A 24,229-nucleotide genomic window follows, 5' to 3' on the forward strand; every position below is an offset into this window, starting at 1 on the left:
AAGATCGTTCATCTGCCTGATGAAGTCGTCGAGTTTTCCACCATCGAGATTGAATGACTGCGCCACAATAAGCTCCTCTGGTTTGTCCTCACCGTCGTCCGCTGATGACGGCAGTGGTGGTCTCTACATGAAAGTTGGACGCAGCCCGAGTGCTGCCGGTTCCAACCATTTGCCTCGAATAGACCGAGCCAGACCAAGCGATCGGCTACTCAAACGGTCATACGTCATGATCGACGGTTTGCCACCTCCCCCTTCGACATCGGACAGCTGCCACTGACCGAGAGTGTCCAATTGGCACCTAGCGTGCCATCTCTCGGACGGGTTGTCCACAATCATTCCGGGCTCCAGGCCGTTTGGATGAGACTGGTGCCCGCGCGCGTCGCCAGCGTGCCGCGGCCCGGCGGCATTTCGCTCGGCCGGATGCCGGCCAGCAGGACGCCCTCCTCACGGTTGCCGCTCATGATGAGAGCGGTCGTGCCCACATCCTTCATCCTCGAAACCAGCGGCTCGTACAGTGCTCGGGAGGCTCCACCCGACCTCCGGGCGATGATCAGATGGAAGCCGATGTCCTTTGCGTGCGCAAGGAACTCGGCCAAAATCCCGAGCGGGTTTCCACTCGACGTGGATACCAAATCGTAGTCGTCGACAACGACGTAGACCTCCGGCCCGGTCCACCACGAACGATCACGCAGCTGTTGCTGAGTCACGTCCGGACCCGGCATCCGCTTGCGAAGCAGGCCCGCCAGCTCGGCCATCATCTTTTCGAGTATCTCCGAGGAGGGCGCGTAGCCGGCCAGATGATCGGTCTCGATCACACCCAGCAAGGTTCGGCGATAATCGCCCAGGATCAGCTTGGCCTGTGTAGGCGTGTTCGATTCGAGGATCCCCCTGATCACGCTGCGCAACAAGTTCGTTTTACCGCATTCGCTGTCACCGAAGATCAAGAAATGCGGCTGCTCGGACATGTTCAGCAGGACCGGCGCAAGCTCGGATTCGTTCAAGCCGATCGGGATCTGCAGGTTCGGGTGCCGAGTGTCCACACCTGCGGGCCAGTTGCCGAGACTGCGAAGAATGTCCTCGCGCGTCAGCAATTCAGGCAGCATACGAACCTGCCGCGCCGGTCGACCAGGCGTCATTCGCGCGATTGCTGCGACGGAACCCGCCACGCCCGCACCGAGATTCTCCGGATTCGAATCCCCGTCCACACGAGGCAAAGCCGTCAGCATGTGCTTTGCGTCCGGAGTCATACCGCGCCCCGGCCGGCCCTGTGGAACCAAGGAAGCGACGCGACGGCCGAGATCGGAATCCATCGGATCACCCAGGCGAAGTTCGATGCGGGTGCCGATCTGGTCCTTGAGGGCGGGACGCGCTTCGGCCCAGCGGTTCAGCGCGATCACGACGTGCACACCGTACGAGAGACCCTGCGTGGCAAGGTTCATGATGGGCTGTTCGAGGGCATCGAAGTCCTGGCGGATGGATCCGAAACCATCGACCACCAGGAAGACATCTCCGAAGAGGTCCTCGTGAGCGCCGGCGGCCGCAGGACTGCTCGACGGGTCGGTACCGCGCAGCCTGCGGAAATCGGCCATCGACTCGATGCCCAGTTGACGGAAGCGCATTTCCCGCTGGCGGACGATGGTGGTCATCTCGGAGATGGTGCGGCGGACTTTATCCACATCCAGGCGCCCCGCCACCGAACCGACGTGCGGAAGGCCTTCGAGCCCCGCCAGCGTGCCACCACCGAAATCGAGGCAGTAGAACTGCACCTGTTCTGCGGTATGGGTCAACGCCATACCCATGATCAAGGAACGGAGTGCGGTCGATTTACCGGACTGGGGGCCACCGACGATGGCGACATTGCCTTGGGCCCCGGACAAGTCGATCACCAAGGGGTCGCGGCGCTGATCGTACGGGCGGTCCACTGTTCCTATGGCAGTGCGCAAACTCGCGACGGGACTGTACTCACCGGTGAGTATCGAACGCGGAATGAGCTGGTCGAGTGTCGGTGCCTCGTCCAACGGTGGCAGCCAGATTTCATGGGCGGGGCGACCGTGTCCCTGGATGCGCGATACCAGCATGCCCAGGTTGGAGATCTTTTCGGCGCTTTCGTCCTGCGGAACTTCCTCGATCATGCTGGGCTCGGGCGGCAACGGGAGCCGGTCGCTGGCTCTGAATGGCACCTGCCCAGCGATGAAAGGCCGTGCATTGATGTCGATCTCGCCGCCGACAATTCCCGCCTGGGTCACCTCTCGCTGCGATCCACCACCCACATAGGGACCGGAGACGTAGGAAGCCTGAAAACGCTGAATCTCACCGGAGTCGGACTTCAGATATCCGCCACCGGGACTGTTCGGAAGGTTATAGGCATCGGGAACACCCAGAACCTGGCGAGATTCGTTGGCCGAGAACGTCTTCAAACCGATGCGATAGGACAGATGTGATTCCAGTCCCTTGAGTTTGCCTTCCTCCAAGCGCTGCGAGGCCAGCAGCAGATGCACGTGGAGCGATCGGCCCAGACGACCGATCATCACGAAGAGTTCGGCGAAATCAGGGTGCTGACTGAGCAGTTCGGAAAACTCGTCGAGTACGACGAACAACGCCGGCATCGGGTCGAGGTCTGCTCCGGCTGCGCGAGCCTTCTCGTATTCGAGTACATTCGCGAAATTGCCCTTGTCACGCAGCACCTCCTGGCGGCGATTCATCTCGCCCTTCAGCGCATCCTTCATGCGGTCGACGAGGTCCGCTTCCTCTTCCAGGTTGGTGATGATGGCCGCTACGTGCGGAACACCTTCCAGGCCCAGGAAGGTCGCACCACCCTTGAAGTCGACCAGAACCAGGTTCAGTTGGTCCGGTGAATGCGTTGCCAGCAACGACAGCACCAAAGTGCGAAGGAATTCCGACTTACCGGAACCGGTCGCACCGATACACAGGCCGTGCGGTCCCATTCCGCCCTCGGCCGCTTCTTTGATATCCAGGTAAACCGGCAGGCCGTCGGCGCCTACACCGAACGGCACCCGCAACCGGTCGCGGCCGTAACGCGGCTTCCATCCGTTTTCCGGATTGAAGGTTCCGATATCACCCAGGCCCACCAGCTTGGCCCAGGTGTCGATGACCTCTCCACTCTCCTCGACCACGGTGTCGCCGCCGCGCTGGACGGCCGCCACCCGGAAGGGGGCGAGGCGCCGCGCGACCTGTTCGGCCTGGCGCGCGCTGATGCGGTCGATGAGGGCGAAGCGTTCCATATTGCCGGTGGCGCCGCGGCCGACGCATTCACCGTTCTCGACGACCATCTGGATGCCGCGCGAAACCGCCAGGCGCGGAGCGTAACCGCACAGATCGATGATGGTGACACCCTCGTAGCCGGATTCCCGCAGCGAATCCTCTTCGGCCTCGAGCAGGCCCCCGTCGACGATGATGACGATGTGGACCAGATTCTGATTGGCCGGCTGGTTGCGTGAGTAGCGAACCCGGTTGTGCAGCAACGGGTTCAGGCCGTCGGCGAGTTCGCGGACGGAACCGTAGACCATGCGCTCGGTGCCCACGCCGTCCTGGGAATCCGGATGCTGGGTGTGCGGGAGCCATTTGGTCCACTCCCATTCGGCGGCGGTATCGGGACCGCAGACCACGGCGACCAGAACCTGGTCCGGAGCCTGAAACATGCACAGCTGCAACAACATCGCGCGCGTCATATCGCGCGCCTGAGCCCGGTCGCCGTTGAGCTGGATGGTGGCGAAACCCTTGACCGCGATGGCGGTGGGCAGGTCGGGGACCGTGGAATGCGTACGCACGAAACGACGCAGCGATACGGCCGCGATCGGCTCGAGTTCCTCCACGGGGCCGGTTTCCGGCGAGACCAGGCGGGTGGCCAGGCGCTGACCACCCAGGCCGATGCGCGCGTGGCAGAAGTCCTTGTCCCCCGGACGACGTTCCCACATGCGGCTGGTGCCGGCCAGCATCCACACCAAACCCGGTTCGGGATGGCTCCATTCGACCGCCGCGCGCTGCTGGGAGGCGGTCTCGTCGACGTCCTTGCGGACCTGGTCCAGGTAGCGCAGGTAGTCCTTGCGGTCTTCGTTGGCCTCGGCGGCCTTCTGTCCCTTACCGCCCTGACCGGCGAACATGCCGACCATGGAGAAGACCATCATCATCGGGAACATCATGCTCATCGGGTTGGAGGCGATACCTCCACCGCGGGTGAACATGATGGCCATCATTCCGACCATGCCGACGACCATGACGACGGGCATCAGTTTGCCCATCAGACTGCCAGGTATCGCGCGTGGAATCTCCGGCGGCGGTTGCAGTGTCACTTCGCCGCCCGGTGACCTCGGAACCTCCCGGCGCGCACGACGCTGGAACCTGACAGTGCTCATCGACGGAAGATCCCCCTTCGGCGGCTGTACTGCGGACTCAGTGTAGAGGCAGCGGCCGACATGTCGTACAGTTCGACCAGCATTCTGCACGGACCGGCCGCGCGACCGCAAACCGGAGCGCATGCTGAAACACCAGGTAGAGACGGAGTTGGGGGAAGCGTGACGCACGCGCGACTGGACCATATCGAAGAGGATTCGAGCCGCGGAATCGTCCGGGCGCCCGATCTGGCGCGGGTGACCATTCTGGCCAAGCACACGCAGGTCGATATGGCGATTCCGGTCGACGTTCCGGTCGCCCTGGTCATTCCCAGCGTGGTCGACATGGTGGCGCAGCACAGTCGCACCAACGACTTCGACAACAGCGGCGAACAATTCCAGCCCGCCGAATGGGTGCTGGCGCGCATCGGGCAGCCACCGTTCTCCAATTCGCTCAGCCTGGGCGAACAGGGTGTGCGCGACGGCGAACTGCTCATGCTGGAAAGCGCCGACCACGTCGCGCCCAGTCCGCTTTTCGACGACATCATGTACAACGTCGCGATCGCCGACGCCGACCATTTCCGCAGCTGGTCACCGCGGATCGCGCGGATCACCGGTTCGATCATCGCGATCCTGACCATGCTCGCCGGATGCACGGGCCTGCTGGCCGCACCGGATGCGATGGCGGGCTGGATCACCGGGTCCATCGCCGCGGTGCTGACGATTCTGCTGGTGGTCGCCGGCACGGTGATGAGCCGCATGTACGGCGACACCGCCTCCGCGCTGGTGCTCGGCGGCTGCGCGCTGCCGAGTGCGTTCGCCGCGGGCATGCTGATCGTGCCCGACCACTACGGCTGGGCGAATCTGCTGCTCGGCTCGGTACTCGTCGGCGCGACGGCACTGCTGGCCTGGCGCGTCAGCGGCGTCGGTCTGACTCTGTTCATCGGCGCCGCAACACTTTCCGTGTTCGCCATTCCGGCTGCGTTGGTCGGCCTGCTGACCTCGCAGCCGGTCAAGGCCATCGGCGCGGTCGCCGCCGCGCTCGCGCTCGGCGCGCTGTCGCTGGCGCCGCGCGTGTCGATGCTGCTCGCGAAATTGCCACTGCCGCCGGTACCTTCGCCCGGCACTCCGATCGATCCCACCGAGGACGATCCCGACGACCACCGCGCACTGCCCACCATGGATGTGCTGCGCACGAAATCCGAACGCGCCCGGATGTATCTGGCCGGTCTGGTCGGCGCGACCACGCTGGTGACCGCGATCGGCGCGCTGGCCTCGACCGATCCGTCCGCGGACAGCCCCTATTGGCCCGGTATCGCACTGGCGCTGGTCTGCGCTGTGGTGCTGATGTTCCGCAGCCGCACCTATGTCAGCGCCGAACTCGCGGTGGTGCTGCTCGCCGGCGGTGCGGCCATTCTGCTGATCATGACCGTCGGTGCGGCCTTCGTGGTGGAACAGCCGCTCGCGGTGTTCGGCGCCGCCATGGTGATGCTCATCGCCGCGCTGATCCTGGGCACGATCGTGCCGAACCAGTCGGCGACGCCGCCGATGCGCCGCGCCGTGGAGCTGCTGGAATACGGCTTCGTGGCCGCCGTCCTGCCGCTGGTGTTCTGGGTAGCCGAGCTGTACACGCTCGTTCGATCGCTCTGAGCCGCGCATGAATCCGAAAACGTTCGGGCGCAGAGTAATTCGGGTTGCCGCGGTCGTCGCCGTGCTGGGTCTGAGCGCCTCGACGGGTGCGGGCGCCGCGATCGCGGACAAACCGGTGGTGAACCCGGGAGCGCTGCCGTCCGGCGGTAATCCGGCCCCCCCGGATGCCACGGAGCAGCCGGCGAATTCCCCCTGCGCCAGCACCAGCACCGGCGGGGACGGTCCGACCGTGCCGACCGCGCAGCGCAGTCTGGAGCTGGACAAGGCATGGCAGTTCTCCAGTGGCGCAGGGCAATTGGTGGCAGTGATCGACACGGGCGTGATGCGTCATCCTCGACTGCCCGGCATCATCCCGGGCGGCGACTACGTCTCCGCCGGCGACGGCACCGACGACTGCGACGCGCACGGGACCTTCGTGGCGGGCATCATCGCCGCGACTCGTCTTCCGGCACAGGGCTTTTCGGGTGTGGCGCCCCAGGCGCAGATCCTGAGCATCCGGCAGACCTCGAGCTACTTCCAGAAGAAGGGCGCCGGCCGCGACAAGGGGCCCGACGCCATGCCCGAGGGATACGGGACCACCCACACCCTGGCGCAGGCGGTGCGCCGGGCGGCCGATATGGGCGCGACGGTCATCAACATGTCCGAGGTGGCCTGTCAGGCCGGGGCGATTCCCGATGACGACCTCGGCGCCGCGGTGCATTACGCCGCCGTCGAGAAGAACGTCGTGGTCGTCACGGCCGCGGGCAACAACGACAAATGCAAGGGGACCAACCCGGTCATCGATCCGCTGGATCCGAGCGCGGATCCGTGGACCAAGGTCGATCTGAACGTCTCGCCCGCGCGGTGGGACGACTACGTGCTGTCGGTCGGCTCGATCGACGACAACGGCCAGCCCTCGAAGTTCACCGTGCCCGGACCATGGGTGGGCGTCGCGGCGCCCGGCGAGAATCTGACCTCGCTCGACCCGCACTGGGACGATCCGCACAGCAAGGGGACGGCCGTCGCGAAGGTGGATCAGCAGGGCAAGGCCGAGCCGATCTCCGGAACCAGTTTCGCCTCACCGTATGTCGCGGGCGTGGCGGCCCTCGTCCGTGCCCGATTCCCGGAGCTCAGTGCGCTCGACGTCATCAAGCGCATCGAGGCCACCGCCCACGCGCCCGCCGAGGGGTGGAATCCGTATGTCGGATACGGCGCGGTCGACCCGGTGGCCGCGCTGACCGCGCAGGTTCCGAACTCGTTGCCGCCCAAGCGGCCCAGTGCCGCCAAGAGCTGGCAACTTCCGGTGCCGACCACGCCCCCGGCCCCCGATCACACCTCCCGCAATGTGGCGCTGATCGGAACCGGTGTCATCGGCGTACTCGCCGTACTCGGATATCTCGCGTCGTTCCCGCTGCGCCGCCGCTTCGGCGACCGCGGCGAGTGAGGTTCACCTCGGCTCGTCGAACCGCCAGCGGGTCGCCCCGCCCGGCTCGACCGTCGACAGCGCCGTCGCCGCGCGCGGCACGATGCGGTAGACGTACCAGGGCGGCGGGCCGGCCGACGGCGCGCTGAAGTCGGCGGTCAGGGCCGCGCCGGAATCGTCGACCCGGCACGGCCATCCCTCGCCGGCCCAGTCGGCGGCCCGCTGCGCCACCGTCGCCGGGTCGGTGACGCGTTCGGCAGTACCGTTCACGCTGAGGTCGAACGTGTCCAGCGCGACGCTGAGCGTGCAGCGCGGATCGCGAGAGATGTTGCGGGCCTTGCGTGTTCGCGGGCCGGTTTCGAACCAGAAGGCGCCGTCCACCCAGAGGGCGCCCACCGCGGTGACATGTGGGCTGCCGTCCGGATCGATCGTGGCCAGCCAGCAGGTGTGCCTGTCGGGGCCACCCGTCCCGGGCGCCTGCGGGAATCCGGCGTTCAGACCGGCCACGACGGCGGACCAGTCCAGCGGATCGAGGTCGTACAGTTCGGCGAGGTTGGTCGTGTCCATGGTGTTGTGACGAGGCGCGGCCGCCGTATTCATCGCCGGGCGCGCCGCCAATTCGCCCGATATAGGCGATATGCCCTGGTCGGCGAGGTGAATCCGTCCAAGATCGACACGAGCAGCGCGGCGATGACTCAGTATTTCTGACAGCGGCGGGCCAGCGGTACGGCCGTCGCGGGTCGTCGCACGAGGGGCAGGAACAGCCATGACAGTCGCCGGCAGGCAACGTCTCACTCCCGATCAGCGCAATTCGTTCATCGCGGCCCAACTGGGCTGGACGATGGACGCCTTCGACTTCTTCCTGGTCGTCTTCGTCTATGCCGATATCGCCGCATCCTTCGATATGCCGAAATCCGACGTCGCGTTCATCACCACGGCGACACTGATCATGCGGCCGGTGGGCGCGCTGTTGTTCGGTCTCTGGGCCGACCGGGTGGGGCGGCGCATTCCCCTGATAGTCGACGTCGCGTTCTATTCGGTGATCGGGTTCCTGTGCGCGTTCGCGCCGAATTTCACTGTGCTGCTGATACTTCGGCTGCTCTACGGCATCGGCATGGGTGGTGAATGGGGACTCGGCGCGGCGCTGGCGATGGAGAAGATCCCCGCCGAGCGGCGTGGCTTCTTCTCCGGACTCCTGCAGGAGGGCTACTCGTTCGGCTATCTGCTCGCGTCGCTGGCCTCGCTGCTGGTGATGAACTGGCTCGGCCTGTCCTGGCGATGGCTGTTCGCGCTCTCGGTGATTCCGGCCCTGATCATCCTCGTGATCCGGACCCGGGTGGGTGAATCGGAGGCGTGGGAGAGCAGCCGGGAACGTATGCGGCTCACCCAGACCTCGTTGCGTGATGTGGTGATGAACCCGGTCGTGATCCGCCGCTTCGCCTATCTCGTCCTCCTGATGACCGCGTTCAACTGGATGAGCCACGGCACCCAGGACATCTACCCGACCTTCCTGTCCGCGATCGACAACGGCGGCGCGGGATTGTCCTCGGCTACCGCGAAATGGATTGCGGTGGTGTACAACATCGGCGCCATCATCGGTGGTCTGGTGTTCGGCAGCCTGTCGCAGAAGTACGGTCGCCGCTACACCATCATCTTCTGCGCACTGCTCGGACTGCCGATCGTGCCGTTGTTCGCCTATTCGACGACCGCGGCCATGCTGTGCCTGGGATCGTTCCTGATGCAGCTGGTGGTGCAGGGCGCCTGGGGGGTCATCCCGGCACATCTGACCGAACTGTCGCCGGACGCTATCCGCGGCTTCTATCCGGGCGTGACCTATCAGCTGGGCAATCTGCTCGCCTCGCTCAATCTGCCGATCCAGGAGCGGGTGGCCGAGAGCCACGGATACCCGTTCGCCCTTGCCGTCACCATCGTCCCGGTGTTGACAGCGGTGGCCTTCCTGACGCTGATCGGCAAGGAGGCCAAGGGGATTCGCTTCGGGACGAACGAGAGCGCGCTACCCGAGACGCCCGCCCGGCAATAGCAGGTCCGGCTAGTTCTGCGGTTGCTGCGCCGACTGGTCCTGCTTGGAACGCACCAGCTGCTTGGCCGGGTTCGGGTCCGGCGCCACACCGTCGTGGGCCACCATGGCCTCCTGGCGGCCGAGCGTGGGACCGGCGGCGAGCAGGCCGACGATCTGATACGGCGCGAGTTCGGGCTTGGCCTTCTCGGCGTCCATCCCCAGGGCCTTCTGCGCGGCGGCGTCCTTGATGCCGTAGCGCACCCCGGTGTCGGCGACGAAGAACATGCTGTCGCGGCGCTGGCTGTCGGCCTCGATACCGGTGGTCTGGACGAAGAATCCGGATCCGGGCGTGGAGTAGAAGGCGTCCACGTTCGGACCCGAACCGTCGGCCTGGGCCAGCGGCGTGGTCTGCGCACTGTCCGGAATCGGCAGCGAATGTCCGTTCAGCACAGCCAATTCCGCGCGCTTGCTGCCGTCGGCCTTGTCGGCGGCGCCGGACAGCGGCTTCCACGACATGCATTCGATCGGCTGGTCCTTCGAATCGACGATGGCCGGCGCGGTCGTCGGATACTGCTGCACCGGAAGGTCGTTCGAGGGCGGCGCCTGGGTGCTGTCGTACTGGCTGATCTCGGGATTCTCCGAAGCCGTGGGGTTGGAGTTGCGAATGATGTCGGCGGTCAGCGGCGAGATGGGCTGCAAACCGTCGTGCAGGACCACGTAATACTGATCCTTGGTGTCGACATGCACCACATCGCCGATGCGGTGATTGTTCAGTGAATACGCCGGGGTGCCACCGGGGTCGACGATTTTCGGCGGCGTAATGGGCAGGACCTCGGGCACCGCGTTCAGCAGACCGGCACTGATCGGACGTGGAGTCATCCCGCGGATTTTCAGCGCCTCGGTCACTTTCGGATCGTTCATATCGACCCGCGCGCGCTGATTGTCGTAGATCAGATAGGCCGCGTCGCGCCCCTGCACCAGCAGCGCCTTACCCGAGTCCAGCTTGGTGGCCTTGGAACCCAGCGACGGATCGCCGGCGAGCACCGTCGTGGTCAGGTCGCGGCTGCCGTCGTTCTTCAGCTCGTCGCAGATCGACCAGGCGCGTCCTTTGCCGCTGCCGTCGAAGTTCAGCGAGGACGGCGCACCCGGAATGCCGATCAGCGCCCCGCGCGGCTTCTTCGCGAGCTCGGATTCCTTGATGGACACCGCTTTTGCCGGTTCGCCGACCGCGAGTCGCGCGGACGCCAGATTCAACGACGGGTGCACGACACCGTCGATGACGGCGTAGACCGCGCCGGAATCCTTGCCCAGCAGGATCTTGTTGTCGCCGATCGACCCCTGCGGCCGCAGCAGCGCGAGCACACCGCAGCCGGCCAGCGCGACGACACCCAGTACCAGTCCCGCGGCATAGGCACGCGACTGCGAGCGCATCGGATCGTGCAGCATCCGCACGTCCCGGCGTACCAGGGCGTGCTCCATTCGCCTGACCAGGAAGCGATAGCCGCTCACCTGCCAGCGCGTAGTGGGCTTTGAAGGCATGAGTCCTCCCCCGAACAGTGCTCGCGTTCGCCCAACACAGTACAGTTCAGCAGGACTGAAGTTCAGCTCGGCCATCGATGAATCGGCCGACACCGGGTACTTGGGGGACGACGATGGCCGAATCCAGCGGCACCAACAGCCGCCCGCTCCTCGGACGGATCTCGCTGCCGAATCTGCTGGCCGCACAGTTACTGGGGCTGGTCGTCGGGCTCGTCGTGCTCGCGGTCGGCGTACCCGGCTGGTACGCACTGGGTGCGGCGGTCGTGGCCGGCCTGGTGCTGCTCGTCCCGATCGGCAAGCGCACCATCGCCTCATGGATCGCCACGATGTGGCGCTACGTCACCCGCCAGGACTACGACCTCGGCGATACCGTCGATTTCCGTGGCCCGGACGGTCGTTCGCTCGGTCTGTACTGGGAGGGCAGCCGCGTGGTCGCCGTCGTCGAGGTGCTGCCGCCCAAGGGCGGTCTGACCCGGATCGACCGCAACACCGTGCACGCCTCGCATCTGCTGCCGCTGCCCGAGCTGGCACAGTGCCTGAGCCAGCACGACATCCTGCTGTCCGGTATCGACATCATCAGCCACGGCCACCGCAGCCGCTCCGGCACGCCCGCGGGTCCGATCTACGAATCGCTGCTCGGCCCGCTGCCCGCGACGGCTCACCGAACCGTCTGGCTCGCAATCAGTTTCGACGCACTGGCCTGTCCGGAGGCCGCGGCGCGACGCGGCGGCGGTACCGAGGGCGCGGGCCGGGCGGTCACCATCGCGACCCAGCGCATCGTGCGCGCCCTCGAGGACGCCGACTGCGCGTCCCGCGTGCTCACCGCGCCCGAGATCCGCAAGGCCGTGTGGCAGATCAGCGCCGGGGTCGACCCGCGGGCGCTCACCCACCGCTGGCGCTACGCGGAACTGGGCAACAGCGTGAACATCGGCGCGGCGGTCGATCCCAAGCAGCTGGGCTCGGATCTGCTGGCACAGCTGTGGGTCGCGCCGTCGCGGGGCACCACGGTCGCGGTCCGGCTGCGGCCGGGAAGTTCGCCCGAGACGGTGAACATCGGCGCGGCCTGGCGATTGACCGCCCGGGAGCTGCCGGAGAAGACCAAGCGCAAGGGCATGGTGTCGCTGAGCGGCCGGCATCGCCAGAGCCTGCTCGCCCACCTGCCGATCGCGATCCCAGGCGTGGACGACACCGTCCCGATGAGCCAGTACCCGATCGACGTCGTCGGCGTCCTGCATCTGCCCTCGTCGGGCTGCGGTCAGCTGATCGGCTCCGACGAGGACGGTAACGGCGTCGCGGTTCGCCTTGTCGGACAGGGCATTTCGACCGTCTACGTGGCGGGCGAGCTGTATCTGGCGCAGCAGCTGGTGTTCCGGGCGCTGGCCGTCGGTGAGCGCATCCTCATCCGTACCGATCGCCCGCACGCGTGGGAGCAGCTGGTCACCACCATCGGCAATCCCGAGCGGCTCACCATCGCGGTGGAAACCCATCAGAGCGACGCCGGATTCACCGCGGCCGTGGTCGACGGCGTCCTCGCCCCCGCACCGCACGCCGGCGTGACCACGATCTACGTCACCGGCGATCCGATGGGCTGGCCGGCCACCAACCCGGATCTGTCCATCCACCAGCCGGGCGCGATCGGCAACCATGTGGTGATGCGGACCGGAACCACCCAGGTCGATCTGACGCTGGTCTCGATTCCCCGGGAAACGACCTACATCGGCAGTCCACGGGGCCGTCGCCCGATGCCGCAGCAGGATCCCCGGCAGCGAATGGCGCAGGCGCACAACTAGTTTCGCCGGACACCTCGACCGGCACACGGACCGGCGGGCGCGCCGGAACCCGCTCAGCCCGGATAGGGATCCGTTCTGCGCGCCGTGCGCAGATGGCGTGCCCACCACGCCCATTGCCGTAGGAGCCGCTGCGCGGCGTCGACCGCGGCGCCGTCCGCGGTGTTACCGTCCGCGTCGAATTTGCGTTTGGCCTCGTGGAAACTCACGCTCTCGCGCAGTGAGACCATGTGGATTTCCGCGACCACCTGGCGCAACTGCTCGATCGCTCGCAGGCCGCCCGACAGTCCGCCGTAACCGACGAATCCGATGGGTTTGGCCCGCCACTCGCGTTTGGCGCTGTCGAGCGCCGTCTTCAGCGAGGCGGGATAGCCGTGGTTGTACTCGGAGGTCACCGCGATGAATCCGTCCGCGGCGCCGATCCGCTCCCGGAAGGCCTCGACCTGCGGCGTCGTCGTCAGGTCGGTGGGCAGCGGGGTGTGTGCCAGATCGATGACGCCGACGTCGAGGCCGGGTTCGGCGCGGGCCGTGCGGAGAAACCAGTCCGCCACCACGGGCGCGAATCGGCCGGGCCGCACACTGGCGACGATGACCTCCAACCGCAGCGGATCGTCCATGGCGTCAGCCTAGTCGGCGCCCCCTCGCCACCCCGACGGCCTGCTCGCCGAGCGTGCCTGCGGCACCGATACCCTGTGGCCCGGGCGAAAAATCTTCGAGCGCCATATCGGACGGCTGTGACCGACCGGGCACCGCGGATCGATCAGAAGGGGGCGAAACTCGTGATTCTCGGACATTGGTTGCTGATCGAAACACTGGACGTTCCGCCCACCTGGTCGGTGCTCGCCGTCGATACCGCACCGCGGCGGTGGAAGTCGTTGGCCCGCACCCTGCCCTCCCGGCTGATGCCGATCCTCACCACCGCCGCCGCGAGCGGTGAGACCGTCGAGCGGCAGTTGCCGAAATCCCGTCACGCCTGGTCCGGCTACCGCGCCCGCGCGATCGCGCTGACCGGGCCCGACGACCGGGTACACGCGGTGCAGATGTGGGTGGGTCCGGGCGACCCACCCGCGCCGCCGCCGGTCGCCACCCATCTGCTCGACGCCCGCACCCGGCGCACGGAAGTGCGGTCGGCGGGTCTGGGCCCGGCATTCGACCGCAAGCGCAGCGTCTGGATCGGGGCCGAATCCTTCGAACATGTCGAGCGTTTCGACGATGCCTTGGACCTGGCCGCGATCGTGGCACGCGCCGCGCCCGGCTCGCGCTGGTGCGGCGACATCTGCGTGCGCACGCCGGACGGGCTGCGCACGTTGATGATGGCGACGCGCAACTCCGCCGCCGATCCCTACCTGTGGCGCGGCATTCTGGCCGATGTCACCGAAAGCGTTCCGCCCCAGCCCAAGTCCTTCGAGGCGGCGACGGTGGACACGCTGGTCGGCCGCAATCCGGGAATGTATCTGGCGGTGGTCGACACCGAGCGAGTCCGGGTGATCCGGTGGATCAGCCCGCCGGTGCCGGGGCTCGACTGGTCCGGCGGCACCGACGAACGCACGCTGCCACATCCCGGCGACCGGGAGCGAATCATCGCCGCGCGCACGGCGATCCGGGCCGGCGCACCGTCGTGGACGCTGCCGAATCTGCGGCTGGCGGATAAGGCCGGGGGGTGGATCACCGTGGACGTGGAGGTCTCACCGCTCCCCCACGGTCCGGACGGAACCGGCACTCCGCATTTCGCGCTCGCCCGGATCGATCTGCGCGAGGCCGGTGCCCCGTAGCGTTCGATGCGGTGCGCCGGTCGATGCGTCAGGGCAATTCGAACGGCAGCGCCACCCCGGCGTGCACCGTGCAGTGTTCGCAGGTCTCGGTACCTTCGACACCGGCGACCGCGCGGCGCACCAAGGTCTTGAACGGCACCAGGTTGCGCTCGAATTCGGCGAAGACGGCGGCCGCGCTGACGCCCTCCCCGGCCTCCAGGCCCGCATCGAGGTCGGTCACCAAAGCGATGGCGGCATAACACATTTCGAGTTCGCGAGCGAGCACGGCTTCCGGATATCCGGTCATGTTCACCAGTTCCCACCCCTGTCCGGCGAACCAGCGGCTCTCGGCCCGGGTGGAGAAGCGCGGGCCCTGCACCACGACCATGGTGGCGGCCGATTGCATGGGCAGTTCGGGCACCGCCGCCCGCGTCGCGACCGCGCGCAGGTCGGCGCAGTACGGATCGGCGAAGGAGACGTGGATACCGCCGTTGTCGAAGTAGGTCTGCGCACGGCCGGAGGTCCGGTCCACCAGTTGGTCGGGAACGGCCACGGTGCCCGGCCCCCAGTCCGCCCGCAGGCTACCCACCGCACACGGCGCGAAGATCCGCCGCACGCCGATCGCCCGCAGCGCCCACATATTGGCCTGATACGGCACCGTGTGCGGGGAGTACTCGTGCTTGCGCCCGTGCCGCGGCAGGAAGGCGACCTGGCGGCCCTCGACCTCTCCGACCGTGATCGGCGCGCTCGGCACACCATAGGGTGTCTCGATCTCGAGGGTGGTCGCGTCGTCGCCGAAGAAATCGTAGAAGCCGCTACCGCCGATGATGGCCAGCGCGGGGCGGGGATCCGAACTCATACCCGCAATTCTCGCGTACGCCGCGGCGGCGGCCCCCGCCGCCTCACCCCGCACCGGCTACCCTGACAGTACCCCTCGGATAATGTACCCTAGGGGGGTATGAACCACCAGGGCGGGAGCGAGGAACAGCCGGTGAGCGAGGATCAGATCAACACGGTTCGAACGGCCGAGGCGGCCGCGCAGCCCGAGCACGACCACGCCACCCACGGCTACATCACCGCCAAGGACGACTACCTCAAGCGGCTGCGCCGGATCGAGGGGCAGGCGCGCGGCCTGCAGCGCATGGTCGAAGAGGAGAAGTACTGCATCGACATCCTCACCCAGGTTTCGGCCATGACGAAAGCCCTGCAGGCGGTGGCCATGGGCCTGCTGGAGGACCACATCAGTCACTGCGTGGTCGATGCCGCGGTCCAGGGCGGCCCCGAGGCCGAGGCCAAGATCAAGGAGGCCACCGACGCCATCGCGCGGTTGGTCCGCTCCTGAGCGGCGGCGGGATTCCTCGCGACCGCCGCTGACCTCGGCCGCGGCGGTTCGCGAGGGAGACGATCAGACTCGCGCGGCGAGCGCCGGGGCCAGCGCGCGCAGCACCCCGATGTGGTCCTCGTCGGTGACCTGGATGGCCACCTGATCGGCACCGGCCTTCAGGTGTTCGACCAACGCGTCGGCGATCTGCTCGGCCGAGCCGTGCAGTGCCAGCGCGTCGATCAGCCGGTCGCTGCCGGGCGGCGTCAGGTCCTCGTCGCCGAAGCCGAGCCGGCGCAGATTCGCCACGTAATTGCGGAGGTTCAGGTAGAACTCCGTGCGCGGGCGAGCGGTCAGGCGCGCCTGGACCGGGTCGGTGCTGAACGAGATCTTGTGTTCGGGCACGAGCAGCGCATCCGGGCCCAGAATTTCGCGAGCCTGCCGGGTGTGTTCGGCGGTCACCAGGTACGGCAGCGCGCCCGCGGTGCGGTCGGCGGCCAGTTTCAGCACCCGCGGTCCGAGCGCCGCGAGGGCGAGCTGCTGCTTCGGGACGCCGTTGGCGTCGAGCACGTCGACATACTCGACGAGCGCGTCGTAGGGCTTGCGGAAATCCGAATCCTGCTCGGGGTGCCCGGCGCCGAAGCCCAGGATGAAGCGGCCCGGGAAGCGCCGGTCGATGCGGTGGAACGACTCGGCCACCTGTTCGGCGGGCGCGGACCAGATATTGACGATGCTGGTGCCGACCGTCAGCGTCTCGGTCTCCTCGAGCAGCGCCTCCACGGCCGGTAGATCCGCCGGGGGCGAGCCGCCCAGCCACAACGTGCTGTACCCGAGACCCTCCAGCTCACGAGCCTGCCCCGGTTCGAAGCCGGCGTAGTACCGCCAGACGCCGAATTTGCCGATATTCGTGGTTCGCGCACCCTCTGTCATAGTCGTTGCGAACTCCGTTGCGCGGGCGACTATTCCGCCCGGCGCCGGAAAAATTCCCGTGGCACAATCTGGCACTCACACGGTGAGAGTGCTAGATTTGGCATCGGACAGCTTCCGGCGCTCGCCGCCGAGGCGGGCGTCACCACTGGATATGGAGGTGATTCCTGTGCTGAGGTTCGACCCGTTCCACGACATCGACACCGTTGCCCGGCAGCTCCTGGGGGATGCCGCCGGAACCACACGCGCGCCGCGTTTCATGCCGATGGACCTGTTCAAGGCCGGTGACCACTACGTCCTCAACGCCGATCTCCCGGGTGTCGATCCCGGTTCGGTCGACGTGAGCGTGGACAACGGCACCCTGACGCTGAAGGCCCAGCGCAGCCTGCCCGGTGACGAGCACGTGCAATGGATCGCGTCGGAACGATTCGCGGGAACGTACATGCGCCAGCTGTCGCTCGGCGAAGGCATCGATACCGACAACATCAGCGCCACCTACAACGACGGCGTGCTGTCGGTGACCCTGCCGATCGCCGAGAAGGCCAAGCCGCGGCGCATCGAGATCGGCGGCATGGGCCAGGGCCCGAAGACCATCGAGGCCGGCCGCTCCGAGAGCTGACCGGCCGCGACAAGGATGTGCCCGCGCCCATCGGCGACAGACACAGATGAGTGCGCAAGCCGCACAACACCATTCACCGGTGCAAGGTGGCCGGGTGCGCGGGCGGAACCGAGGTTCGTCGCAGCGCGAAGGAGGTGAGAAACGCACAACCCTCGAATAGCTACTCGTACGGCCCCGCGGACGCCGCGGGGCCGTCGGCCGTCCGGAACACGTAGCGGCTGTCAGCTACCGCAGCAACCGTCCGGCTCGGGGATCGTGCGCATCTCCCGGGTTTCGGCGTTGCGGGCGGCGAGGTCGGCATCCGCCGGGTAGTCGACGGCGATCAGACTCAATCCGTGGGCCGGCGCCACGGTGACGGAGCTGGATCGTTCCCGTTCCGCGAGAAGGCTTTCCACCCATTCGGGAGTGCGGCGCCCCTCCCCCACCGCCAGCACCGCGCCCACCAAGCTGCGAACCATGGACCAGCAGAAGGCGTCGGCGCTGACATAGGCGGTGAGCAGCTGCGCGGGGCGGTCCACGGACGGTTCCGCGGCCGCGGCGGACTCGTCGCCCCGATTCGCCGAGTCGGCGGCGAGCGCAGGGGCGACAGGCGTCGTCACCCAATCGAAGCGCTGCAATTCGCGGACCGTCGTCGCACCTTCGCGCCGGCGGCAGAATGCGGCGAAGTCGTGCAGCCCCAACAGCTTTCGCGATGCCTCCCGCATGGCGCCGAGATCGACGCCGGGGCGGCAGGCGACCACGCTGCGCGCCTGCAGCGGTGGCGCCCCGTAGGGGGCGGTGGTGAGCCGATACGCGTAGTGGCGGCGGATCGCGGAGAAGCGGGCGTCGAATTCCGGTGGCGCCGAGCGGATCCCGGTGACACGGACATCCTTGGGCAGGAAGCGCGCCAGCCGGTGCAGCAGCTTGTCGTAGTCGGGCAGCGCGGTCGTGTCGAAATGCGCGACCTGCCCTTCCGCGTGGACACCGGCGTCGGTCCGGCCGGCCACCGTCAGCTGAATCGGTTCGCGCAGGACCTTGCTCAGCGACTCCTCGAGCACACCCTGCACCGTCCGCAGGCCGGGCTGGCGGGCCCAGCCGGTGAAATCGGTACCGTCGTAGGCGATATCGAGCCGTACTCGAACCGCAACCGAGGTTGCCGCCGCATCCTGCATGGTCACAGCCATTTCCTGGTTAACATGAGCGAAGCCCGCCGACCCGGAGGGGACGGCGGGCTCACTCGTGAATTCCCGACGCAGATCGAGAGGTCCCCGCACGCGGCGGGGACCAACTCATTCCGCCTTGTCCTCGGCGGGAGCCTCGGTGGACTCCGCCTCGGCGGCCTCATCGGCCTTCGCCTCGGCAGCCTCGTCGGCCTTCGCCTCGGTGGCCTCGTCGGCCTTGGCCTCGGTCTTGGCCTCGGTCTTGGCCTGCTGGGCGGCGACCCGGCGGGCGCGATCGGCCTCGTTGGTCACGGTCTTCTCCCGGACCAGCTCGATGATCGCCATCGGCGCGTTGTCACCCTTGCGGGGAACGGTCTTGATGATGCGGGTGTAGCCACCATCACGACCCTCGAACGACGGTCCGATGTTCGCGAAGAGCTCGTGCAGGACATCCTTGTTGCGGATGACCTTGAGCACCTCGCGGCGGTCGGCCAGCGTGCCGGCCTTGGCCTTGGTGACCAGCTTCTCGGCGTAGGGGCGCAGCGCCTTGGCCTTGGCCTCGGTGGTCGTGATCCGACCGTGCTCGAAGAGCGCCGTGGCCAGATTGGCGAAGATCGCCTTCTGGTGCGACGCCGACCCGCCGAAGCGAGCACCCTTCTTGGGCTTGGGCATTGGTTGTTCTCCTTAGGAAAGGCCGAGCGGGGCTGCCACCCCGGAAGGCCTAGAGCTGTTCGGTCTCGGCGTAGTCCTGCTCGCCGTTGTCTGCATCGCCGAAGGAGCCGCTGTCACTCCAGGTTCCGGTGGCGGCGTCGTAACCGACGACGCTCGACGGATCGAAGGAGGCCGGGCTGTCCTTCAACGACAGGCCGAGCGAATGCAGCTTGACCTTGACCTCGTCGATGGACTTCTGGCCGAAGTTGCGGATGTCCAGCAGATCCGACTCGGTCCGCGCAACCAGCTCGCCGACGGTGTGCACACCTTCGCGCTTGAGGCAGTTGTACGAACGCACGGTGAGGTCCAGGTCCTCGATCGGCAGCGCGAACGAGGCGATGTGATCCGCCTCGGCCGGGCTCGGCCCGATCTCGATACCCTCGGCCTCCACGTTCAGCTCACGCGCCAGGCCGAACAGCTCGACCAGGGTCTTACCGGCCGACGCCAGCGCATCCCGCGGGGAGATCGAGTTCTTGGTCTCGACGTCCAGGATGAGCCGGTCGAAGTCGGTGCGCTGCTCGACACGGGTGGCCTCGACCTTGTAGGTCACCTTCAGCACCGGCGAGTAGATCGAATCCACCGGAATCCGGCCGATTTCCGCACCCGAGGCCTTGTTCTGCACGGCCGGGACGTAACCGCGACCGCGCTCGACGACGAGCTCGATCTCCAGCTTGCCCTTGTCGTTCAGGGTGGCGATGTGCATGTCCGGGTTGTGCACGGTCACACCGGCCGGCGGGACGATGTCACCGGCGGTGACGGTGCCCGGGCCCTGCTTGCGCACGTACATGGTGACCGGCTCGTCCTCTTCGGACGACACGACCAGGCCCTTGAGGTTCAGGATGATGTCGGTGACGTCTTCCTTCACACCCGGGACGGTGGTGAACTCGTGCAGCACACCGTCGATGCGGATGCTGGTCACCGCGGCCCCCGGAATCGAGGACAGCAGGGTACGGCGCAGCGAATTGCCGAGGGTGTAACCGAAGCCCGGCTCGAGGGGTTCGATGGTGAACTTCGAGCGGTTCTCGGCCAATACCTCTTCGGCCAGTGTGGGTCGCTGTGAAATCAGCATGAGGATCTCCTCCTTCAGGGGCGCCCGCTATTTGACGCCCACGAACTGGGGTGTGGATGAGCACGATCAGCGTCGAATGCTCATCCACCAGCAGCACGAACGGCTTACTTCGAGTAGTACTCGACGATGAGCTGTTCGTTCAGCGGCACATCGATCTGCGCGCGTTCCGGAAGCTGGTGGACCAGGATCCGCAGCCGGTTCGGAACGACCTGCAGCCAGCCCGGGATCGGGCGATCGCCCTGGGTCTCACGGGCGACCTGGAACGGCAGCGTCGGCAGCGACTTCTCCTTGACATCGATGATGTCGTACTGGGAGACCTGGAAGCTGGGGACGTCGACCTTGCGGTTGTTCACCAGGAAGTGGCCGTGGGAGACCAGCTGGCGGGCCTGGCGGCGGGTGCGCGCCAGACCGGCGCGGTACACGACGTTGTCCAGACGCGACTCGAGCAGCTGCAGCATGTTGTCGCCGGTCTTACCCTTGCGACGGTTCGCCTCTTCGTAGTAACGGCGGAACTGCTTCTCCATGACGCCGTAGGTGAAGCGGGCCTTCTGCTTCTCCTGCAGCTGGAGCAGGTACTCACTCTCCTTGATCCGCGCGCGGCCGTGCTGGCCGGGCGGGTAGGGACGACGCTCGAACGCCTGGTCGCCTCCGACGAGGTCGACACGCAGACGACGCGACTTGCGGGTGATGGGGCCTGTATAACGAGCCATTTTTCGCTAAATCCTTTCCCGCTAGACGCGACGCCGCTTGGGCGGACGGCAGCCGTTGTGCGGCTGCGGGGTGACGTCGGAGATCGTGCCCACCTCGAGGCCGGCGGCCTGCAGCGAGCGGATCGCGGTCTCACGGCCCGAACCCGGACCCTTGACGAACACGTCGACCTTCTTGACGCCGTTCTCCTGCGCCTTGCGGGCGGCGTTCTCGGCGGCGAGCTGCGCGGCGAACGGGGTCGACTTACGCGAACCCTTGAAGCCGACGTGGCCCGACGACGCCCACGAGATCACGTTGCCCTCGGGGTCGGTGATCGAGACGATCGTGTTGTTGAACGTGGACTTGATGTGCGCGTGGCCGTGCGGGACGTTCTTCTTGTCCCGGCGACGCGCCTTCTGGGACTTCTTGGGGCCCGAGGCCCGACTCTTAGGAGGCATTCAGCTATCCCTACTTCTTCTTGCCGGCGACGGTCTTCTTCGGACCCTTGCGCGTGCGCGCATTGGTCTTGGTCCGCTGTCCGCGCACCGGCAGGTGGCGGCGATGGCGGATGCCCTGGTAGCAGCCGATCTCGATCTTGCGGCGGATGTCGGCCTGCACCTCACGGCGCAGGTCACCTTCGACCTTGAATTCCGACGCCTCGATGTAATCGCGCAACCGGGTGACGTCGTCGTCGGTGAGATCCTTCGACCGCAGGTCGGGGCTGACGCCGGTGGCGGCCAGGATCTCGTGCGCACGGGTGCGCCCGATCCCGAAAATGTAGGTCAGTGCGATCTCCATGCGCTTCTCGCGCGGGAGATCGACGCCCATCAGACGTGCCATGTGGCAGCTTCCTTAACTGTTGCGGAGGTCTGCTCCCTGTCCGTCCCCTCGAATGGGGCCCCGGCCTCCGTTCCGGGGGTAGGTCGTCCGTCCGCTCTCCGCTCGTTTCCGAGGCGGCGAGCTCGCCGACGGCGACTGGCGCTGGGAGGTCTTCTTTTCTGTGCCAATCCGAACTGCGTTCGGTGCTTGGCTGGTGAACCCCTGCGTCGGGGTGCAGTCCAGGTCAGCCCTGACGCTGCTTGTGACGCAGGTTGTCGCAGATCACCATGACCCGGCCGTTACGGCGGATCACCTTGCACTTCTCGCAGATCTTCTTGACGCTCGGCTGAACCTTCACGTCCGTCCAATCTGGTTGTGGTTCACAGGGGTGTGAACACAGGTGTTCCCCAGTCGTACGACTGGGGAAGTCTTTTGTCGCGGATCCCGAGGCCGGAGCCCCGAAATGCCGCGAGAGCTCCGGAGCCTCGGCTCCCGAACTCCCTCCGGGGATCGGTCCCCGGAAAACTCACTTGTAGCGGTAGACGATGCGACCGCGGGACAAGTCGTAGGGAGAAAGCTCCACGACCACGCGGTCCTCGGGCAGGATGCGGATGTAGTGCTGACGCATCTTGCCGCTGATGTGCGCGAGAACTTTGTGACCGTTCTCCAGCTCGATGCGGAACATCGCATTCGGCAGTGGCTCGATAACTCGACCCTCGACCTCGATGGCCCCGTCTTTCTTCGCCATATCCTCCGCGATCCCGCTTACGTTGAAACCCTGTGTGGTCTCAACTCTTCGGCTAGCTTGTCACTGCAGTTACCGGTGCACTCCAGTCGACCCGGTGCCATACTCTTCGTAGTCACATGCGGACACGCAGTCAGAGAAACTACACGCATTCGCATGAACACAGACGTCGGGCAGGTGCACCGCCGACCAAGCTTACCCGTGCGTCCACGATCCGGCCAAATGCGGTCCCCTCGCGCCGTCCGCGGCGGTCCGAAGCACCGCCTCCGCGCTCAGTGGTCGGCGAGCGGGCCGCGCCCGGTGAGCGGGCCCCACGCCGCGATCAAGCCGAGCATCAGCACCAGCGCGATCGTGATGACCGTGAACACCGCGCCCGGACCGTGGCTGTCCAGCAGCGGAAGCAGCAGGAACGGCTGGATGGCGGTGCTCAGTTTCGACAGCGAATAGGCCGTACCCGAGGCGGTGCCGCGCACGGTCGTGGGAAACGATTCCGGCAGATACGTGTGCAGGGCGTTGGAGAAGACGTTGCTGGCCAGGGTGAACAGGCCGCCCGACAGCAGGATCAGCGGCACGCTCGTGGCGAATCCGAAGATCAGGCCGAACAGCGCCATCAGCGCGGCCGAGGCCATCACCAGATATTTGCGCTCGACGCGCTCGATCAGCGGAATCGACAGCAGCGAACCCAGCGGATAGCCGAGGTAGGTGACGGTCAGATAGCCGAGGGAGTTCACCACCGTGAACCCCTTGTGCTGCAACACCAGCACCGCCAGCGTGCCGAAGCCGTAGTAGCCGAAGACCTGCAGGATCATCACCGCGGAGAACAGCAGGGTGCGCCCGCGGTTGGCGCCGCGCAGGATTTCGGTGAACGCCACCTTCGACCCGGCGGTCGCGGCCTTGTCGCGCTGGGCCTGCCAGTGCGGCGATTCGGGCATGTGCCGGCGGGCGACGAAGACCAGCGCGGCGCCGAAGCCGCCGAAGACGAACAGCCAGCGCCAGCCGTCGGTGCCGAACGGTTCCAGCGGCACCAGCCACCGGGCCAGGAATCCGACGGTCGGCACCGCGCAGAAGCCGATGGTGTAGGCGATGGCGATCATCCGGCCGCGGACCTGCGGCGGCATCACCTCCGACAGGTAGGTGTCGGAGACGGTCATCTCCGCGCCGATGCCGAGTCCGGCGAGCACGCGGGTCGCCATCAGGAACCAGACGTCGGGGCTGAACGCGCCGAGCAGGGTGAACCCGGCGTACACCCCGATATTGACCATGAACATCCGGCGGCGCCCGAACAGGTCCGAGAGCCGGCCGATGACCAGGGCACCGAGGAACTGGCCGACGAAGGCCGAGGCGAGGATGCCGCTCAGCTGATAGGTCGACAGCGCGAGCTGCTGCTTCAGCACGCCGGTGATGGTCCCGGCGAGGAACAGTTCGTAGAGATCGAAGAACAGGCCCAGGCCGACCAGCGCGACGAGCTTGCGATGAACCGGCCGGACGGGAAGTTCGTCCAACCGGGCCGCGCGGGGATCATCGCCCGCGGTGATTGCCATTTCGATACGCTCCCGACCTCGCAAATAGGGGGCAACCGAACCCGCCGACAGGCGTCGCGGCGCGCGGTCCGACCGGCTCGTCGGCTGTGGGTAGGACGCCCGTCACGGCCGATGGCCCTCGCGTAAACTACCGGCTGTCCAGGAAATCGGTCC

The 24,229-nt window shown here is 66.8% G+C and carries 22 protein-coding genes; 7 read left to right on the forward strand and 15 right to left on the reverse strand.

Going from position 1 to position 24,229, the window contains the following annotated elements:
• Positions 1–332 precede the first annotated feature (332 nt).
• On the reverse strand, positions 333–4,373 hold the full coding sequence (eccCa, locus tag NK1_RS10555) for a type VII secretion protein EccCa (RefSeq protein ID WP_063008351.1): 4,041 nt from the start codon (positions 4,371–4,373) through the stop codon (positions 333–335).
• Between the two features lie 267 nt (positions 4,374–4,640).
• On the opposite strand from eccCa, the gene eccD reads away from it, so the two are divergent.
• Together eccD and mycP are read left to right on the forward strand one after the other, a co-directional pair.
• Positions 4,641–5,999, forward strand: a complete 1,359-nt coding sequence (eccD, locus tag NK1_RS10560) for a type VII secretion integral membrane protein EccD (RefSeq protein WP_245660428.1) — start codon at positions 4,641–4,643, stop codon at positions 5,997–5,999.
• Positions 6,000–6,006: 7 nt separating this feature from the next.
• The gene (gene mycP, locus NK1_RS10565) at positions 6,007–7,422 is read left to right on the forward strand and encodes a type VII secretion-associated serine protease mycosin (RefSeq protein WP_063008353.1); all 1,416 of its coding nucleotides are present in this window, start codon (positions 6,007–6,009) and stop codon (positions 7,420–7,422) included.
• A 3-nt stretch (positions 7,423–7,425) separates the two neighbouring features.
• On the opposite strand, the gene NK1_RS10570 is transcribed toward mycP, so the two are convergent.
• Positions 7,426–7,968, reverse strand: a complete 543-nt coding sequence (locus tag NK1_RS10570) for a pyridoxamine 5'-phosphate oxidase family protein (RefSeq protein WP_063008367.1) — start codon at positions 7,966–7,968, stop codon at positions 7,426–7,428.
• Between the two features lie 199 nt (positions 7,969–8,167).
• Here NK1_RS10570 and NK1_RS10575 point away from each other — a divergent pair, with 199 nt between their 5' ends.
• Positions 8,168–9,442 carry an MFS transporter gene (locus tag NK1_RS10575; RefSeq protein WP_063008354.1) on the forward strand — a complete coding sequence of 425 codons (1,275 nt, stop codon included), beginning with the start codon at positions 8,168–8,170 and terminating at the stop codon, positions 9,440–9,442.
• A gap of 9 nt (positions 9,443–9,451) precedes the next feature.
• Here NK1_RS10575 and eccB read toward each other — a convergent pair whose 3' ends face one another.
• Complete coding sequence (eccB, locus tag NK1_RS10580) at positions 9,452–10,960, reverse strand: type VII secretion protein EccB (RefSeq protein WP_063008355.1); 1,509 nt, start codon at positions 10,958–10,960, stop codon at positions 9,452–9,454.
• 113 nt (positions 10,961–11,073) lie between these two features.
• Between eccB and eccE the strand changes: the two genes are divergently transcribed.
• Positions 11,074–12,750 carry a type VII secretion protein EccE gene (gene eccE, locus NK1_RS10585; protein WP_063008356.1) on the forward strand — a complete coding sequence of 559 codons (1,677 nt, stop codon included), beginning with the start codon at positions 11,074–11,076 and terminating at the stop codon, positions 12,748–12,750.
• A gap of 53 nt (positions 12,751–12,803) precedes the next feature.
• Here eccE and NK1_RS10590 read toward each other — a convergent pair whose 3' ends face one another.
• On the reverse strand, positions 12,804–13,364 hold the full coding sequence (locus tag NK1_RS10590; RefSeq protein WP_063008357.1) for an NADPH-dependent FMN reductase: 561 nt from the start codon (positions 13,362–13,364) through the stop codon (positions 12,804–12,806).
• Positions 13,365–13,481: 117 nt separating this feature from the next.
• Here NK1_RS10590 and NK1_RS10595 point away from each other — a divergent pair, with 117 nt between their 5' ends.
• A complete protein-coding gene (locus tag NK1_RS10595) occupies positions 13,482–14,519 on the forward strand; it encodes a GAF domain-containing protein (RefSeq protein ID WP_245660429.1) in 1,038 nt (345 codons plus the stop codon).
• A 28-nt stretch (positions 14,520–14,547) separates the two neighbouring features.
• On the opposite strand, the gene NK1_RS10600 is transcribed toward NK1_RS10595, so the two are convergent.
• Positions 14,548–15,357 (reverse strand): S-methyl-5'-thioadenosine phosphorylase, encoded by an 810-nt coding sequence (locus tag NK1_RS10600; RefSeq protein WP_063008358.1) that lies wholly within the window; start codon positions 15,355–15,357, stop codon positions 14,548–14,550.
• A 132-nt stretch (positions 15,358–15,489) separates the two neighbouring features.
• On the opposite strand from NK1_RS10600, the gene NK1_RS10605 reads away from it, so the two are divergent.
• Positions 15,490–15,840, forward strand: coding sequence for a metal-sensitive transcriptional regulator (locus NK1_RS10605; protein ID WP_281189150.1), 351 nt, complete (start codon positions 15,490–15,492; stop codon positions 15,838–15,840).
• 63 nt (positions 15,841–15,903) lie between these two features.
• Here NK1_RS10605 and NK1_RS10610 read toward each other — a convergent pair whose 3' ends face one another.
• Positions 15,904–16,749 (reverse strand): LLM class F420-dependent oxidoreductase, encoded by an 846-nt coding sequence (locus tag NK1_RS10610; protein ID WP_063008359.1) that lies wholly within the window; start codon positions 16,747–16,749, stop codon positions 15,904–15,906.
• Positions 16,750–16,915: 166 nt separating this feature from the next.
• On the opposite strand from NK1_RS10610, the gene NK1_RS10615 reads away from it, so the two are divergent.
• A complete protein-coding gene (locus NK1_RS10615) occupies positions 16,916–17,365 on the forward strand; it encodes an Hsp20/alpha crystallin family protein (protein WP_063008370.1) in 450 nt (149 codons plus the stop codon).
• 221 nt (positions 17,366–17,586) lie between these two features.
• On the opposite strand, the gene truA is transcribed toward NK1_RS10615, so the two are convergent.
• The 9 genes from truA to NK1_RS10660 form a co-directional block, all read right to left on the reverse strand.
• Positions 17,587–18,528, reverse strand: coding sequence for a tRNA pseudouridine(38-40) synthase TruA (gene truA / locus NK1_RS10620; RefSeq protein ID WP_063008360.1), 942 nt, complete (start codon positions 18,526–18,528; stop codon positions 17,587–17,589).
• Positions 18,529–18,633: 105 nt separating this feature from the next.
• Entirely contained in the window at positions 18,634–19,176 is a 543-nt protein-coding gene (gene rplQ / locus NK1_RS10625) for a 50S ribosomal protein L17 (protein WP_063008361.1), read from the reverse strand.
• Between the two features lie 49 nt (positions 19,177–19,225).
• Positions 19,226–20,284, reverse strand: coding sequence for a DNA-directed RNA polymerase subunit alpha (locus NK1_RS10630; protein ID WP_030513445.1), 1,059 nt, complete (start codon positions 20,282–20,284; stop codon positions 19,226–19,228).
• A 104-nt stretch (positions 20,285–20,388) separates the two neighbouring features.
• Positions 20,389–20,994: a 30S ribosomal protein S4 gene (gene rpsD, locus NK1_RS10635; protein WP_030513444.1), complete on the reverse strand. Its 606-nt coding sequence runs from the start codon at positions 20,992–20,994 to the stop codon at positions 20,389–20,391.
• Between the two features lie 21 nt (positions 20,995–21,015).
• Positions 21,016–21,429 (reverse strand): 30S ribosomal protein S11, encoded by a 414-nt coding sequence (gene rpsK, locus NK1_RS10640; protein WP_025347281.1) that lies wholly within the window; start codon positions 21,427–21,429, stop codon positions 21,016–21,018.
• A gap of 10 nt (positions 21,430–21,439) precedes the next feature.
• Positions 21,440–21,811, reverse strand: a complete 372-nt coding sequence (rpsM, locus tag NK1_RS10645; protein WP_036498248.1) for a 30S ribosomal protein S13 — start codon at positions 21,809–21,811, stop codon at positions 21,440–21,442.
• Between the two features lie 223 nt (positions 21,812–22,034).
• Entirely contained in the window at positions 22,035–22,148 is a 114-nt protein-coding gene (gene rpmJ / locus NK1_RS10650) for a 50S ribosomal protein L36 (protein ID WP_025347279.1), read from the reverse strand.
• 168 nt (positions 22,149–22,316) lie between these two features.
• Positions 22,317–22,538, reverse strand: a complete 222-nt coding sequence (gene infA, locus NK1_RS10655; protein WP_003886926.1) for a translation initiation factor IF-1 — start codon at positions 22,536–22,538, stop codon at positions 22,317–22,319.
• 269 nt (positions 22,539–22,807) lie between these two features.
• The gene (locus NK1_RS10660) at positions 22,808–24,076 is read right to left on the reverse strand and encodes an MFS transporter (RefSeq protein WP_063008362.1); all 1,269 of its coding nucleotides are present in this window, start codon (positions 24,074–24,076) and stop codon (positions 22,808–22,810) included.
• Positions 24,077–24,229: the final 153 nt, after the last annotated feature.

The sequence above is a fragment of the Nocardia kruczakiae NBRC 101016 genome, assembly GCF_001612965.1.
GTDB lineage: Bacteria > Actinomycetota > Actinomycetes > Mycobacteriales > Mycobacteriaceae > Nocardia > Nocardia kruczakiae.